Raw genomic sequence first — 15633 nt, 5'->3', positions numbered from 1 at the left:
CCGCGCTTGAGTGAGCCGGCCATGGTTTGCTGAACCATGGTCGGCTCACCAGACATCCTCGCGCCTCTCCAAAAGGAGGGGTGCCGAATCCGAGGACATTGGACGCGAACCTGTGCCCCCCGTCCTGAACGACTCTGCCCCACCTGCATTTGAACCTGCCAGCAATCAAACATCGACAAAGCCCTACCCATCCAGTCCTGAAGTGGATCGGCTTTGCCGACTTCTTCTTCAATATCTGCTGAAAGCGGCTGGATACCGGCTTTGCCGGCATGACTTTGTGTGAAGGATCTCCCTCTTTCAGTCATTCCGATGAAAGTCGGGATTCAGATGTTTTCCAGGGCAGTTAAATCGCCACGGAGTTTATGAGCAGTTACAATTCGAAACATTGATGGGATTCTTGAATCGTTGTCCCACCTCTTGCGTTCTAAATTTCACAATGTTAAGCGGCACCGTGAGATACAAAAAATTTAGCCTACGTTTGCAGATCAGGACGGCTACCCTCTTTAAAACGTCACCATATTTTATCTTCTTGTACCATGTACCATGGCATAATCAAAGGGGTTTTATTGATGTTCAAGAACATGAGACTGGGAGTGAAGCTGGGGCTGGGGTTTGGACTGTTGATCATCATCATGTTGGCTTTGGGGGGGCTGGCTATCCTGAACATGCATCGCGTCGGCGGCGACAGCAACCGTCTGGCCAACGAGTTGGTTCCGGAATGGGTTATTGCCGGGAACATCGCTGGGAGCCAAGCCCAGGCGGTCAACTATCTTTCGCGCTACGGCCTGACCCATGACTCGGCCCTGTTGGAACGAGGTCGGAACGAGATCAGGGCCATTCGGGACCATCTGGAAGAAGGCCGCGGTCTGGCCCAGGAGCGGCCGCGTCTCGCCCAGCTGCGGACCGGCGTCCAAGAAATCACGACCCTGATGAACACTTTTGAAGAGGCCGTGACCAAGACCGAGCAGGCCGTAGGGCGCATCGCGGATGCACGCGCCCAGGCCGGTCTGGCCGCGGACACATTCGTGGAGAGCATTTCCGCCTATATTCAGGCCCAGAACACGGCCATGACTAGGCAGATCACGGAGCAGGACACGGTGGCCGAGTTGCGCATCCGCCAGGATCGGATCGCCGCGGGCAACGACATTCTGGATCTTGGCAACGAGATCAGGGTGGCCAACTGGCGCGCCCAGGCCACTCGGGACATGGCTGGCATGGAACGTATCCTGGGCAACTTCGGAGTCCTGCAGTCACAGTTGCAAAACCTGATCAACGTGACCCGTCAGGAGGTCAATCTACGCCAGCTCAATCAGACCAGGACCGCCGCGGAGAGCTACCAGCTGGCCATGGAAGCCATGCTCGCGGCCCAGCACGACATGGAGACACAAAGCCACTCCATGATCCGGGCTTACACTTCCGTCCTGGAACAAAGCAACACCCTGGAATCCAACGCGGAACGGCAGACCTCGGCCATTGCCCTGCAGACCATGGAGTCATTGGTTTCGGCGTCGCGAGTGCTCATCTTCGGCTTGATCGCGGCCCTGCTGCTCGGCATTCTTGCCGCAATCATCCTGACCCGCATGATCACCCGCCCCGTTGCCAAGGGCGTGGTGTTTTCCAACGAACTCGCGACGGGCGAACTGGACGCCGGACTGGAGGTGGACCAACGAGACGAGATCGGCATGCTGGGCAAGGCCATGCAGGACATGCAGACCAAACTCCGGCAGATCGTCAGTGAGGTCCAGTCGGCCTCGGAGAACGTGGCCTCGGGCAGCGAGCAGCTTTCCGCCTCCTCGGAGCAGATGTCCCAGGGCGCCTCGGAACAGGCTGCCGCGGTGGAAGAAGTCTCCTCCAGCATGGAGGAGATGACCGCGAACATCAAGCAGAACGCGGACAATGCCGCCCAGACCGAAAAGATCGCCCTCAAGGCGGCCAAGGACGCCCTGGAGGGTGGACAAGCGGTCTCTCAGACCGTCTCGGCCATGAAGCAGATCGCTGAAAAGATCTCCATTATTGAAGAGATCGCCCGGCAGACCAATTTGCTGGCCCTGAACGCGGCCATCGAGGCGGCCCGGGCCGGCGACGCCGGCAAGGGGTTCGCCGTGGTGGCCGCGGAAGTGCGCAAACTGGCTGAGCGCAGCGGCGCCGCGGCCACGGAGATTAGCGAACTTTCCGCCTCCAGCGTCCAGGTGGCGGTACAGGCAGGCGAGATGCTCACCAGGATCGTCCCGGACATCCAGAAAACCGCTGAACTGATCCAGGAGATCAACGCCGCCAGCCGGGAACAGAGCATTGGCGTGGAGCAGATCAACAAGGCCATCCAGCAGCTGGATCAAGTCATCCAGCAGAACGCTTCGGCGGCCGAGGAAATGGCCTCCACCTCCGAAGAGTTGTCCAGTCAGGCCGAAGAATTGCAAGCCATCATGTCTTTCTTCAAGATGAGCGGTTCCCACGCCGGACCAAGGGTGCGCAATGACCGCGAGCAAGTAGCCGCGAACCCGCGCCTATCAGCCGGCAGGGCCGCCATGGCAGCCCCAAAAAGGAACCAAGGCGTTTTTTCCTTGGATATGGCGGAAAAAGACAATGAGTTCGAAAAATTCTAATGATTGCCTCCTCGAAAACCCCACCCCCAAAAGAGGTCTTTATGGGCGCTGAAAGCATGAATGCTGATGTGACATGGCCGTGCCAGGACGAGTTGACCAGCAGGCAGATACTGGAGGACGCCCCCATCGGCATTTTCCGCTCCACTCCTGACGGACGCTATCTCAGCGTGAACAGGGCCATGGCTGAGATGCTCGGCTACGACAATCCTGAAGAGGTGATCGCAGCAGTGACTGACATCGGCCTCCAAATCTACGTCACACCAGACTCCCGGACCAGCTTGCTGCGGATTCTGGAGCGGCAATCCCGGATTACTGCTTTTGAACTGCCTCTTTTCCGTCGCGACGGTTCCGTGATCTGGGTCAGCAAGAGCATCAGGGTTGTTCGCGACGCCCAGGACCGCATTAGCTACTTCCAGGGTTTTGCAGTGGACATCAGCGACCGAAAGCGGGTGGAGCAGACCCTGTTTGACAAGGAACAACGGATAAGAGGAATGCTCAACGCCACCTCGGACTCCGTATTTCTGATGGATGAGAACGGTCTGATCCTCGAAAGCAACGTTGTCGCGTCCAGACGCCGCAATACGGATATCGACTACATGCTGGGCAAACCGATTTTCGATTACCTCTCACCCGTAACCGCCACCCGCCGACGCGAGGAACTGAAAAAAGTCTTTACCACGAAAACAATGATCCGGTTTGAAGAGGAGCGCAACGGTCGAGTCTACGCTCTGCGTTTATTTCCTATCCTGGATGGCTACGGCCGAGTCGTTCAGGCGGTCAGCTATTCACGGGACATCACGGAACGAAAAAAAGCACTTGAAAAGCTGAAGCGTTCAAAGGAAGCGGCCGAGACGGCCCGCCGGCTTGCAGAGGAGGCCAACAAGGCCAAGAGCCAATTCCTGTCCAATATGAGCCATGAAATCCGGACGCCCTTGAACGGCTTCCTTGGCATGATGCAACTTCTGGAAAGCACGGGCCTTGACCAAGAACAGCAAAAGTATGTGCATATCGCCGTGAAATCCGCGCATCGCTTGACCGCCCTGCTCAGCGACATCCTTGACATGTCCCAGATCGAAGCGGGCAAGGCTCGGATATGCCCTGAGCCCTTCGCACTGAACCAGATGCTGGACGAACTCGAGGACCTGTTCAGACCGTCCTGTTTGGAGAAAGGATTGTCCCTGGACATTATCCGAGACGATTCGGTGCCGGATCAACTTATCGGCGATCCCAAACGCATACGACAAATTGTCTTCAACTTGACGGCCAACGCGGTGAAGTACACGAATACCGGATCCATCAAGGTGGAGATGCATTGCTTGCCGTCTCCTTTTCCAGAACAGTGTCGTCTGCATCTCGCTGTCGATGATACCGGCATCGGCATCACATCGGACAAACAGGAGGCGATATTCGATTCATTCATCCAGGCTGACGGTACCTATGCCAGGAAATACGAAGGGGCGGGCCTTGGGCTGGCCCTGGTCAAGCGCCTGGTCGAGATGATGGACGGCAGCATTGCCTTGGACAGCGAACCCGAACGTGGAAGCACGTTCACCTGCGTCCTGCCTTTAAGGACGATCTCGGGTCGACGAAACGCCGCGTCACTTCAACGTGACGCTTCCGACCACGAGTCGGAAGAGAAACGGTTGAAAATCCTTTTGGCTGAGGACGATGAAGTCAACAGCATGGTTATTCAGGGATTATTGCGAAAAATGGGACACCAAGTGGTCGCTGTGAAGAACGGCCAGGAAGCCGTGGATGCTTTACTGGAATCGGGCCGGACCTATGACGCGGTCCTCATGGACATCGAAATGCCGGTGATGAACGGTCTGGAGGCCCTGAAGCGGATTCAAGGCCATGACGGCTCATTGCATGATCCGGCCATCCCCGTCATCGCAGTGACCGCACATGCCCTGAACGGCGACCGTGAAAGATTCGTCTCCGCGGGAATGAGCAGTTACGTGGCCAAGCCGATGCGGAAAGAGGATTTGGTTCAGGCCTTGGAACAAGTGATGTCCCAAAGACCCGCCGCCTGAGCGCGGCGGCTGAGACGTCAAAGCCTTTGCGCAGAATGATCAGTTTTCAACATCGTCGCCAGGTGCCTGCATGGGCAGGGTCGCGGTGAAGGTCGAGCCATTGGCCACGGCGCTGTCCACCGTGATCACGCCGCCCAGCTTGGTCACAATCCCGTAACAGATGGAGAGGCCCAGTCCGGCGCCTTTGCCAGGCGGCTTGGTGGTGAAAAAGGGTTCGAAGACTCTGTGCAGATGATCCTCGGGAATGCCGCAGCCGTCATCCTTGACAGTAAGCAGGACCCAATCCGTCCCTTTCCTACGGGTGCCGACGACGACCTTGCCGTCGCGCTCCACGGCATCCAGGGCGTTGTTGACCAGGTTCAAGGCCAACTGGCGCAACTGAGCCGAATCACTATGCATCAGCGACAGTTCCGGATCAAAGTCGCGCTCGATGACGATATTGCTTAAAATCGCGTCCTTCTCCAGAATGCCCACGACCTCGTCCAGAATGTCGTTCAGGTCAACTTCCCCGATATTGGAATCCATGTTTTCGGCAAAGCGCAGCAGTTTGCCGGTAATGCTCCCGCAGCGATGCGTCTGCTGAACGATGATCCGCAGCGAATCCTTGAAGTCGCCGCGATATTTGAAATCCCTGCTTTCCTCCTTTGCCAGGAGGTCTTCCAGCCAGCCCGCCTCCTCGTTGATGATCGCCAGAGGGTTGTTGATTTCGTGCGCCACCCCCGTAGAAAGTTGACCGAAGGCGGCCAGCTTGTGGGCCTGGATCATCTGCTCGTCCACGACGCAGGCCGGAGCATTTTGCTGGGCCGCACCGGCACCTTGATCAGCTTCGGTCGGCCTATCCAGGCGAGTATCCGGCAGATCCGGTGCAGCGGACGTGGACCGTGTTGCATGCAGGGTTCCGATGAAATACCCAGCCCCCACGCCGCAGAGAAGAGCGAGGATTACGAGAAGGATAGCAGACCTCCGGGTTGAACGTGGAACGTTCCGTCAGCCGTCCGCTCTTTTGCGGGCGGCGTCCTGAATGGCCTCTTGCAGGGTAGCAAGGTCGCAGGGTTTGGCCAGGCAGGCGTCGATCATCCCGCTGACCTCTTCTTCCTTGAAACTGAACGATCCATGACCGGTGACCATGATCACGCCCATCTCCGGATGGTCTTGTTTCAGCCGCTGCATCACTTCCTTGCCGTCCATGCCCGGCATCTTCACGTCGATGACCGCCACGTCCACGACTTCGGATTGGGCGACCTTCAGGGCTTCCTCGCCGCTGTTCACGGCGATCACCCTGAACCCGCGGTATTCCAGCCGCCGCCGGACCGACTCCAACAGGGAGATTTCGTCGTCCACCAGCAGCACCGTGATGGTTTTGTTCGTCACTGGGCTTCCTTGATTCAATTATCCAGAATTTCCTGGCGGGTCACGGGTTGACCGTGACCCGCCAGGGAACGTCGGTTGCGGTGAAGTGGGTGCGCGAGTGCGCACCCACGGAGTTTTCCCCAAACCTTCCGAACTAGGCCGGGAAGGGCAGGAGCTGCCAGTAGCCCAGGATAACCCAGAACCACAGGACCAGCCAGGACAGCAGGAGCACGGCCACGCCATGCTTGAAGAAGTCCGTGGTGGTCAGCAGCTGTTCGCCGGTCTTTGGGTCCTTGGCCATGGCGTAGATCAGGGCGTTGTTCGGGGTGCCGATGATCAGGCAGTGGGCAAAGGACGAGGCAAAGGCCGTGGCCAGGCCGACCATGACCGGAGAGACTCCCGCGATAATTGCGCTGGGTACGATAATCGGGCCGAGGGCCGCGACCGTCGCGCCGTCGCTCATGAAGTTGGTCAGGACGCCGGTGATGATCGAAGCGGCGATGGCCATGCCGGCGCTGGAGCTGGTCAGGAACGCGGGCAGGGTCCCGATCAGGGTGTCTGCGATCCACAATGCTCCGCCGGTCTGGGCCAGACCGAAGCCCATGGCGCTGGCCGCGGCGTACAGGAGGATGACGTTCCAGTGGACCTTGGTGATGTCCTTCCAGCGCAGGATCTTCAGGATGCTCAGGGCCACCAGGGCCAGGATCACCGGGCCGCCCATGCCGTACCTGTGGGACAGGGCCGACCACAGGAAGATCAGCACCACCAGGACGACAAGGGTTTTGTACTCGTCCGTGGTCCACTTGCCCAGTTTCTCGGATTCACGCCGTACCGCAGCGGAGATGTTCAACTTGCTGAGCTGGACCTTGTTCCGGCCCCACAAGTAGAAATACAACCCCACGATCACCGCCATGAGCGGCACGAAGGGCAGGCCGTACATCACCCATTGGCCGAAACTGATGGAGATGCCGTAGTCGCTGAGCGTGGTGATCATGATCACGTTGCGCCCGCCGGCCGCCGGAGATCCGGGACCGCCCACGTTGCAGGCGAAGTTCAGGGTCAGCAGGAGCATGATCACCAGGGTCTTGTCCTTGGTGATCCCGCCGGCCTTGATCGCGCCGATGTAGACCATCATCAGGATCGGGCCGATGAAGGCGATCAGGGCGTGTTCGGACAGGAAGGACGCGCAGATGGCGACCATGGGCGCGAAGATCAAGCAGAGCTTGTAGATCGAGGTGCTGGGCTTGAGCAGGACCAGACCGATGCGCCGGTCCAGCCCGGTCTTGCCGATGGCGATGGACATGGCCAGAACCCCGAAAATAAAGACCACCGCGTCCGTGGCAAAGGCCTTGGCCACGTCGTTGGGTGGAAAGACCCCGAACCAGTACATGAACACCCCGACCATGATCGAGGAGATGCCCAGGGGCAGGGCCGTGGTGGCCCAGAACAGGGCCGCGCACATCAAGACGCCGACCATGATCTTGGCCCGCTGCATGGCCGCCTGCTCCAGGGCCGCGCCTTCCAGATTCAGTCGGGCCATCCGGGTGCCGTAGAACTCGGCGATGCTCTGGCCGGGCTGCATATTCCTGAACTGGGCGTAGCCCATGATCATTTCTTCCTGGGGACTGCCCTTCTGAACGGTCATCAGCGTCACCAGACGGTCCGGGGCGGGAATCATGTACATGAACAGCATGATCAGAAAGCCGATGCAGATGAATCCGGGCCGGTATCCCTCGCGTCCGAAGAACCAGTTCTTGAAGCCCTTTTCCTCGATATGCGGGGATTCCATTTTTTGCTGGGCATAGCGGTATTCTTCCCGGGCGCTGTTGATCTTCTCGATCAAATCCTCCAGGGCCGCGGGTTTCTGCATGTAGGCAAAGGCTTCCCGCTTTCCGGTGACCCGGGCCGCCTCCATGGTGGCGTGCCCGGTGAGCATGATCACCTGGACTTCGTCATCCAGTTCCTTGATGGCCTCCAGGGTTTCGATGCCCTCCATCTTGGGCATTTTCTGGTCCAGGACCACCACCTGAGGCTTGTCGTGACGCACGGCCAGCATGGCCTGCTCGCCGTCCGCGGCCTCCAGCACTTCATAACCGCGGGATGCCAGCCGCTTGGCCAGGGAGGACCGAAACTGGTCCTCGTCGTCCACCAGCAGGACTTTCGTTATCCCTCCGGGCGCGGCTCGCAGTTCCTGACGGCCGATTTCAATCAGGTCCTCATGGTTTTCGGAGCCTGGCGGATTCTTGATCTTTTCCGTTGTCATGCATCCTCCGTTTCATGTTCATCCATTTAAAGGTTGCCACCACACAATCAGCCTCATGTTCGCGATCGATTTCGATCCGTATCGACACCGGGGTCGTTGCCGGGCATGGGCAACGACAAGGAAAAGACCGTCCCCTGCCCCGGAGTACTGCGCACTTCGATTGTTCCACCCAGATCCTCCGCGATGTTCCTGCAGATCGGCAGGCCCAGCCCGGTTCCCTTGCCGGGCTTCTTGGTGGAAAAAAACGGGTTGAAGCATTGTTCAAGCTGTTCCGGACTCATCCCGTGCCCGGTATCCGCCACCGAGACGAGGACGCGGCCGTCTTCCACCGCGGTGCGCAGGGTCAGTTCGCCGCCGTCCTCCATGGCATCACCGGCGTTGTTCAACAGGTTCAAGAACATCTGCTGGATCAGGTCCGGGTCGAGCAGCAGTTTCGGCAACCGCCCGTACTCCCTGACGATGTGGATCCCGGAATGGGCGAATTCCTTCTCCTTCATCCCGGACACCACGTCGTCCAGCAGTTGATTCACGTCGCTTTCCTGAAGCCTCGGTTCGGTCTTGCGCACGAAGCTGAGCACCTTGTGGGTGATGCCCCGGGCCCGCTTGACCGCCTTGTCGATTTCGTCCAGCTCCTTGCGGATGTTCTCGGGCGAGGCGTCCAGGCCCAGACTCGGATCCAGCATGTCCCGGATAACTCCGGACTGGGAATCAATGATCGCCAGGGGGTTGTTGATCTCATGGACCACCTCCCCGGCGATCTGACCCACGGAGACGACCTTCTGGGCATGATACAGCTGCTGTTTGAGGGCCTTGACCTGCTCGTCCATGATCTCGTGGTCGCCGGGGACACCGGATTCGTGGTCGCCGAGCGCGACGGCATTCAGGGGTGCGGCTTGTGGCGCAAAAGCAGCAAGTTGGCGCTGCGCCCAAACAAGGATGACCAGGGCAAGACCGACAAAAGCGGCGGGGAAGAAAAACAGCAGGGATTGGAAACGGAAAAATTCAGAGATGGAAAACAATGGCAGGAGGGCCAGCGGGAGAGCCCCCAAGGCAAGACATAAAAGCACGAGACAGGTCCGGAAGGCGGTTTTCAGGCCGATGGGTACATGCTCCACAGCCGCTGAACGAACCGAATCATTCGGGGCGTTCATGGAGTGCGAACCTTGGCATTCGTCATTCCGGGGCGAGGCATTCTTCCAGGGATCCATTGTCGACATCATCTTTGTCCTAAAAGCAAGTCTACATATTAGATCAACTCATGTTCAATCGGTTTCACTCCACAGGTGGTGACTGAAAAACAGTTTGTGCAAAAAATGTCAAGCTGAGCGATTCGAAACAATTTGAAACATGACACAACAAGAAACAAAAAAAAACAGTGTGCACAGCAGCACATCCTATACGGCATTCGCCTGCACTGGGTTTTCGGCTTATACAGCAATAACGTATCTTAACGAGTTTACAAGCAATTCGGGACACTCAGTGTATCATGGACCGGTGCGCCGCCTCGATCTTGCCAAGCAGTTCCTCGATGTCGCAGGGTTTGAGGATGTAGTCGAACGCGCCGAGCTTCATGCCCTCGATGGACGAGTCCACGGAAGCATGCCCGGTCAGCATGATCACAGCCATTTCCGGACGAATCTTTTTCAGCTCCGTGAGCGTTTCCAGTCCGTTCAAGCCGGGCATTTTCACATCCAGAACAACAATATCGAAGGGTGTCTGCTTAACGGACTCGATGGCCGCCAGCCCGCTGCCAACGGCCACCACGTCCTGACCTCTTTCCACCAGACGCTTGGTCACGGTGGTTCGAAAACGGGTTTCATCATCCACCAACAGTATTTTCGGCTTGCTCATGTTTCCTCCAACAGACGCAATGTTCTGAATAACGTTCGGTCAAAGATGACCAAAAACAAAATGAATGAACATCTTTGCTCTTTGGCGACTATTCGCCGTGAATAATCTTCATTAGCCGCAAGCCGCCGTTATTGTCCATATCTGCGACCCCTCGGATATGGGTTGCCCCACCCTCTCACTTCCAAGCCTTCTTATCTTCATGTTATTTTTTGAACTTGCTTGTACTCAAGTCATACCGGGTGTATGCGAGAGTTAGCGACAAAGTCGAACAGATAGCACAGATGTCTCTCGCGCGCCTTTTGTCTGACATTCGAACATCAACCGCCTTGATGCCTGCTTTAGGAACCAGACTCCATGGATAAAGAACCAAAATTCTCCACCCGAAAAACCATTTTTTTTGTCATACTCCTCCTGGCCCTGATTCCGTATCTGGGGGTGATGGGCGCGTCCTGGTTCATCCTCAATCAAACAGCCGTGACTCCTCCCTCCGGGGCGCTCCAGTTCGGCCTGCTGATCCTGATCGTCCTGGGCATGGCCTGCATCGGCGCAGCCGCTTTTCTGCTGAACAAGGTCATGGACAACGCCGCCTTGCCCCAAACCATGCCGAAGATGAACGAACAATTCATCGAGGCAGGGAAAATGGCCTCCATCGGTGAGTTGGCCGCGGGCATCGCCCATGAGATCAACAATCCCGTGGCAATCATGGTCGAGGAAGCCGGTTGGATGAATGATCTCCTGGAGGAGGACGAAGCCTTCTCCAATTCCCCCAACCTGGGAGAATTCAAAAGGGCATTGAACCAGATCCGCACCCAGGGCGCCAGGTGCCGGGAAATCACCCACAAAATGCTGCGTTTCGCCCGCAAAACCGACCTGCGCATCCAGGAGGTGCATATCAACCCCCTGCTCCAGGAAGTCGTGGCCCTTTCGGATAAACGAGCCCGCTATTCGGGCTGCACAGTAGTTCTGGAACTGGACGCCGATCTTTCGCCGGTGGCCGCTTCCGCGTCGGAAATGCAGCAAATTTTCCTCAATCTGATCAACAATTCCCTGGACGCCATGGAAGACAAAGGCGGCACGCTGAACATCAGCACGCGCAGGGTCGGCGACATGGCCGAAATCGTCGTCGCCGACACCGGCGACGGCATTCCCAAGGCAAACCTGACCCGCATCTTCGACCCCTTCTACACCACCAAGCCGGTGGGCAAGGGGACCGGGCTGGGCTTGTCCATCTGCTATACGATCATCAAGAACATGGGCGGCGACATTATGGTTCAAAGCCAAGTCGACCAGGGGACTACCTTCACCATTCACTTGCCGATATGTCGATCCGGACCGGATGCATCACCGGCCGCCCCGTGAGGGTTCAGGACTTCAGGCAGAGGCAAACGCCAACGTCGCCCCGCCGACACAATTGCTGTCCAGGAAACCGCCGTCCACCCGTTGACCGAGGTTACATGCGCATTGACCCGATATCCATTGTCCATCAATCAAGCGACACCTATTTAGCAAATTGAGAACCAAAACCACCGGAGATTCCCATGGCATTGGCAAACGTTCTGCTCGTCGATGATGAGGTTCCTTTCGTGGAGACCATGGTCAAACGCCTGTCCCGCCGCGACTTGCACGTCCTTACGGCACACGAAGGCCAAGAGGCGCTGGATCTGTTGGACCGGACGCCCAACGTGGACGTTGTCGTGCTGGACGTGAAAATGCCCGGCATGGACGGCATCGAAACTCTCAAACAGATCAAGAGCCGCTTCCCTCTGGTGGAGGTGATCATGCTCACCGGCCATGGGACAGTGGAATCGGCCATCGACGGCATGAAGCTCGGCGCCTTTGATTTCCTGTTGAAACCGGCTGAATTCGACAGCCTGGTGGAAAAGGTGGCCCAGGCGGAAAAGGTCAAACGCGACCGGGAAGAGAAAATCCGCGAAGCCGAGGCCAAGGCCGTCTTTTATAGAATGGGGGCCTAGAACCATGGCCTCCTCCCCTGAGAAGACGACCGGAACCATCCGACTGTTGCTGGTGGACGACGAACAGGGCTTTGCCGATATTCTGTCCAAGCGATTGAAACGTCGCGACATCGACGTGACCAGCGTCCTGTCCGGTACGGACGCAATACAGGCTCTCCGGGGCCGCTCCTTCGACATCTCGATCTTGGACCTGAAAATGGAAGGCATGGACGGAATAGCGGTGCTCAAGGTGTTCAAGGTCATGGCCCCGGAAATGCCCGTGATCATCCTCACCGGACACGGCTCCGAGGAGGCTGCCCGAGACGGGATGGCCCTCGGCGCGTCGGACTACCTGATGAAGCCTTGCGACCTGGAAGATTTGATCCACAAGATCACCGATGCTCTGGCCGGTTCCAGGAAGGCGGTCGGATGAAAATCGTGTCCGTGCTGGTGGTGGAGCACGACGATGAACTCCGCGACGTTCTGGTCAAGCGATTGACCCGGCGCTGGGTCGCCGTCCGGAGCGCGTGTTCGCACCGCGAAGCCTTGGCAGCACACCGGAATCAACCCGCGGACGTGATCCTGCTGGACCTGGAGACACCGGAACGCGATGCTCTGTTGACGTTGCGGGACATCAAGCGGGATTACCCGAAAACCATCGTGCTCCTGCTTACCGGTCACGCCTCCCTTGAATCGGCCCTGGAAGGAATGCGACTGGGCGCGACGGACTACTTGCTCAAACCCTGCGTGGCGGATGAAATCATGATCCGGATTCAAGAAGCCCTCCACGGCGACTCCCCGGTCTGATTCCGGCGTCTTCGGGAGTTGGCTGGTCTCAGTTCACGGTTTTTTACCACCCGAGCTATATGTTCCAAGAGTGGGCAGGAAGGGTTCAAATGGTGGGACAGGCATCTTGCCTGTCCACGCAGGCAGGATGCCTGCGCCACTCAACTCACAACCGGTAATTCAGTAACAGTCATATCCCTTAGCGAACCAAGCACGAAATCCCAATGCTCAGCCACCTCGACACATTGCGCCGAACGATCATGTCTTCTTTTCGTTCCGGACCAGGAGCCGGCGCCGGAGCGTTGCATCCAAAGACCTACCAGGCTTGGCGGTCGCTGATTTCCTCCCACAACCGGTTCTTGAACCTTATTCTGTCCTCTCAAAAGGCTGCCCGTGGAGAAAAATTCATTTCCATGGCCTTTATCCGGGCACAGGGCACGGGCATGTTCGTGGCAGTCTATACCATGCTTCGACACCTCCAAATGTTCGACGAGTCCACCCGAGGACCTCTGGAGGCCCCCTTCCAACGTCTTCGGACCCGGGTGAATCGGCTCCTCGCCACTCCCGACACCCCGTGCGGAGAGCTGGTCCTCCCGCTGAACAAGGTCTCCGCCGCCATGTCCAGTTCCGTAGGTACGAAAATGGCTTTTCTTGGGGAGATCCGCTCAAAGTTTCCAGAGGTTCGCGTTCCAGACGGATTCGTGGTCACGGCTGCGGGCTTTCACCTGTTCTTAAACCAAAGCGGCCTGCGCGGTGAAATCAATCGCCGACTCCAAACCCTGGAGGTCCATGATGTCGTGGACATGTTCCGGGTCAGTTCGGATTTGCAGATGCTGTTCATCAACGCCCGACTGCCTGAACAGCTCGAAGAAGCCATCTTGTCCGCCTACCGCGCATTGGAATATCGAGCCGGGCTGCGCGGGGTGCGTGTGGCCGTCCGTTCCAGCGCAGTGGGCGAAGATTCCATGGAGACGTCCTTTGCCGGACAATACCGGAACGAACTCAACGTCAGCGAGGACCTCCTGCTCATGGCTTACAAGGAAGTGGTGGCCAGCAAATATTCGCTGACCGCCATCAGCTACCGCCTTTCCCTCGGCCTCAAGGACGAGAACCTGCCCATGTGCGTCGGGTGCATGGTCATGGAGGACGCCGTCGCAGGCGGGGCCATGTATACCCAGGATCCGACGTCCTCGGACACGGAAACGCTGTATGTGGACGCGGTACATGGGTTGAACAAGGCGGTGACCGACGGCTACGTCAGTCCGGACCATTGGGAGATAGCCAAAAAGCCTGAACCTGAGATTCGAGCAAAGACCATCCGGAACAAGGACAGGAAATTCGCCTGTTTTCTCTCCGAGGAAGGAACGGCGTTGATACCTGTTCCCGCGGCCCAACGTCTTCGCCCCGTGCTGACGCCGGAACAAGTGGTCGCCCTGAGCCGTCACGGCATGGCCCTGGAACGTCACTTTCTGTGCCCTTTGGACGTCCATTGGTCCATGTCCAGGGAAGGCGTTCTTTCCATCCTCCAGGCCCGCCCGCTCAAAACTGTCGTCGCCAAGCAGCCCTCCCAGGATACGCCAATCATGGAAGGGAAGGAAATCCTGGCCAGAGGCGGCCAGACCGCCAGCCCAGGCGTTGCCTGGGGACCGGCCTACGTCGTCCGCTCCAACATCGACATGTTTCAGTTTCCAGAAGGCGGAGTGCTCGTCGCCCGAGGTCCGAACCCCGCTTGGTCCGCGCTGCTGCCGCGAGCCGCCGCGGTGATCACGGAACAAGGCGGAGGGATATTCGGTCATCTGGCAAACATTGCCCGGGAATTCGGCATCCCGGCCTTGTTCGACGTACCTGAAGCCCTATCCCGGATCGAGCCGGGCATGAACATCCTGGTGGACGCTTCCCAAAAGCTTGTTCAGCGCGTGGCCAAACAACCGCTTGAGCATCGCACTCCGCATCAGTGGGGAACGTTGGTGGGCTCTCCGGTACATCAAGCCTTGACCGAAGTCCTGGAGGTCGTCGCTCGTCCGAGTTCCGCCAACCCTTTTGTTCCGCGACTGGACCCGGAAAGGCTGACCTCGTTGTGGGACATCGCCCATGCAGCGAACCTTCTGGCCACGCAGCACCTGCTCCAGGCCATCGCCGCCGCCACTCCGGGCTGCTTAAATGTTTCCCAGCCCATCGATTGGCGAATTCTGGACCTGGATGCTTCTGAACCGTCGGCCCCTTCTCCAGCGAAACGGAAGTCCCCCCCACTGATCTCCGTTTCGGAACACCCACTGCTGGAAGTCATCTGGCCGGCCATAGCGCAACACTCCTGGACGGTATTCGCCAAGTCGCCGCGGCGAACCGTCCTCGGAAAACTTCTGGGTCGACTAGGATACGACAACCGTCATCTTTTTGCTTCGCCCTGGCCTCGCTTGTTCATCATCGCCAAGGACCTTCTGCACCTGCATCTCCACCTCGATGCCGGGCTTTTCATCATTCAAGCCCAGAACAGCAAAACACCCAGCGAACGATGCGTCGCCCTGTTCTGGCAATGGCCACCCAGACGACGGCCGAACCAGGACCGGCTTGAAACGTTCAGAAACGACATGGCCGAACATGGTTTCCTCCTCGACATCCTCGACGAAGGGTTGTTCTCCTGGTCCTCCGGAGACGACGCTGCGGACGTTGCCGCCAAGTTGGCGCTGGTGGGAAACATGGTCGGAACCGCCATACAATGGCGGACAGTCGCCGGCACGTCGAACATCAAGGCGAGCTGACCTACCCTTTGTTGCAGTCATGCCAATCACTATGAG

General features: G+C 58.1%; 12 protein-coding genes. 7 read left to right on the top strand and 5 right to left on the bottom strand.

What is annotated here, in order from left to right; translation table 11 throughout:
- The first annotated feature begins 569 nt into the window (after positions 1–569).
- Both ACYQ15_RS02940 and ACYQ15_RS02935 read left to right on the top strand, forming a co-directional pair.
- Positions 570–2603: a methyl-accepting chemotaxis protein gene (locus ACYQ15_RS02940; protein ID WP_459936032.1), complete on the top strand. Its 2034-nt coding sequence runs from the start codon at positions 570–572 to the stop codon at positions 2601–2603.
- Between the two features lie 41 nt (positions 2604–2644).
- Positions 2645–4636: a PAS domain-containing hybrid sensor histidine kinase/response regulator gene (locus ACYQ15_RS02935; RefSeq protein WP_459936031.1), complete on the top strand. Its 1992-nt coding sequence runs from the start codon at positions 2645–2647 to the stop codon at positions 4634–4636.
- 39 nt (positions 4637–4675) lie between these two features.
- Here ACYQ15_RS02935 and ACYQ15_RS02930 read toward each other — a convergent pair whose 3' ends face one another.
- The 5 genes from ACYQ15_RS02930 to ACYQ15_RS02910 all read right to left on the bottom strand — a co-directional run bounded on the left by ACYQ15_RS02930 (position 4676) and on the right by ACYQ15_RS02910 (position 10100).
- Positions 4676–5557, bottom strand: a complete 882-nt coding sequence (locus tag ACYQ15_RS02930) for a sensor histidine kinase (RefSeq protein WP_459936030.1) — start codon at positions 5555–5557, stop codon at positions 4676–4678.
- Positions 5558–5623: 66 nt separating this feature from the next.
- Positions 5624–6007 (bottom strand): response regulator, encoded by a 384-nt coding sequence (locus ACYQ15_RS02925; protein ID WP_459936029.1) that lies wholly within the window; start codon positions 6005–6007, stop codon positions 5624–5626.
- 133 nt (positions 6008–6140) lie between these two features.
- On the bottom strand, positions 6141–8249 hold the full coding sequence (locus tag ACYQ15_RS02920) for an SLC13 family permease (RefSeq protein WP_459936028.1): 2109 nt from the start codon (positions 8247–8249) through the stop codon (positions 6141–6143).
- A gap of 53 nt (positions 8250–8302) precedes the next feature.
- Positions 8303–9457, bottom strand: a complete 1155-nt coding sequence (locus ACYQ15_RS02915; protein ID WP_459936027.1) for a sensor histidine kinase — start codon at positions 9455–9457, stop codon at positions 8303–8305.
- A gap of 268 nt (positions 9458–9725) precedes the next feature.
- Positions 9726–10100: a response regulator gene (locus ACYQ15_RS02910; RefSeq protein ID WP_459936026.1), complete on the bottom strand. Its 375-nt coding sequence runs from the start codon at positions 10098–10100 to the stop codon at positions 9726–9728.
- 354 nt (positions 10101–10454) lie between these two features.
- Between ACYQ15_RS02910 and ACYQ15_RS02905 the strand changes: the two genes are divergently transcribed.
- From ACYQ15_RS02905 to ACYQ15_RS02885, 5 genes are all read left to right on the top strand, one after another.
- Entirely contained in the window at positions 10455–11459 is a 1005-nt protein-coding gene (locus tag ACYQ15_RS02905) for a sensor histidine kinase (RefSeq protein WP_459936025.1), read from the top strand.
- Positions 11460–11638: 179 nt separating this feature from the next.
- A complete protein-coding gene (locus ACYQ15_RS02900) occupies positions 11639–12073 on the top strand; it encodes a response regulator (RefSeq protein ID WP_459936024.1) in 435 nt (144 codons plus the stop codon).
- 4 nt (positions 12074–12077) lie between these two features.
- Entirely contained in the window at positions 12078–12485 is a 408-nt protein-coding gene (locus ACYQ15_RS02895; RefSeq protein WP_459936023.1) for a response regulator, read from the top strand.
- The gene (locus ACYQ15_RS02890; RefSeq protein ID WP_459936022.1) at positions 12482–12859 is read left to right on the top strand and encodes a response regulator; all 378 of its coding nucleotides are present in this window, start codon (positions 12482–12484) and stop codon (positions 12857–12859) included. The genes ACYQ15_RS02895 and ACYQ15_RS02890 overlap by 4 nt, the downstream gene beginning before the upstream one ends.
- A gap of 203 nt (positions 12860–13062) precedes the next feature.
- A complete protein-coding gene (locus tag ACYQ15_RS02885) occupies positions 13063–15597 on the top strand; it encodes a PEP/pyruvate-binding domain-containing protein (RefSeq protein WP_459936021.1) in 2535 nt (844 codons plus the stop codon).
- Positions 15598–15633: the final 36 nt, after the last annotated feature.

The sequence above is a fragment of the Desulfonatronum parangueonense genome (assembly GCF_054656975.1).
This window is presented reverse-complemented; position numbering and strand designations above follow the sequence as displayed.

Excerpts from the sequence above, each read along its gene's own strand:
- ACYQ15_RS02910 (WP_459936026.1), bottom strand. The coding sequence starts at position 10,100 with ATGAGCAAGCCGAAAATACTGTTGGTGGATGATGAAACCCGTTTTCGA.
- ACYQ15_RS02885 (WP_459936021.1), top strand. The coding sequence starts at position 13,063 with ATGCTCAGCCACCTCGACACATTGCGCCGAACGATCATGTCTTCTTTT.
- ACYQ15_RS02895 (WP_459936023.1), top strand. The coding sequence starts at position 12,078 with ATGGCCTCCTCCCCTGAGAAGACGACCGGAACCATCCGACTGTTGCTG.
- ACYQ15_RS02900 (WP_459936024.1), top strand. The coding sequence starts at position 11,639 with ATGGCATTGGCAAACGTTCTGCTCGTCGATGATGAGGTTCCTTTCGTG.
- ACYQ15_RS02890 (WP_459936022.1), top strand. The coding sequence starts at position 12,482 with ATGAAAATCGTGTCCGTGCTGGTGGTGGAGCACGACGATGAACTCCGC.
- ACYQ15_RS02915 (WP_459936027.1), bottom strand. The coding sequence starts at position 9,457 with ATGGATCCCTGGAAGAATGCCTCGCCCCGGAATGACGAATGCCAAGGT.
- ACYQ15_RS02940 (WP_459936032.1), top strand. The coding sequence starts at position 570 with ATGTTCAAGAACATGAGACTGGGAGTGAAGCTGGGGCTGGGGTTTGGA.
- ACYQ15_RS02935 (WP_459936031.1), top strand. The coding sequence starts at position 2,645 with ATGGGCGCTGAAAGCATGAATGCTGATGTGACATGGCCGTGCCAGGAC.
- ACYQ15_RS02905 (WP_459936025.1), top strand. The coding sequence starts at position 10,455 with ATGGATAAAGAACCAAAATTCTCCACCCGAAAAACCATTTTTTTTGTC.
- ACYQ15_RS02920 (WP_459936028.1), bottom strand. The coding sequence starts at position 8,249 with ATGACAACGGAAAAGATCAAGAATCCGCCAGGCTCCGAAAACCATGAG.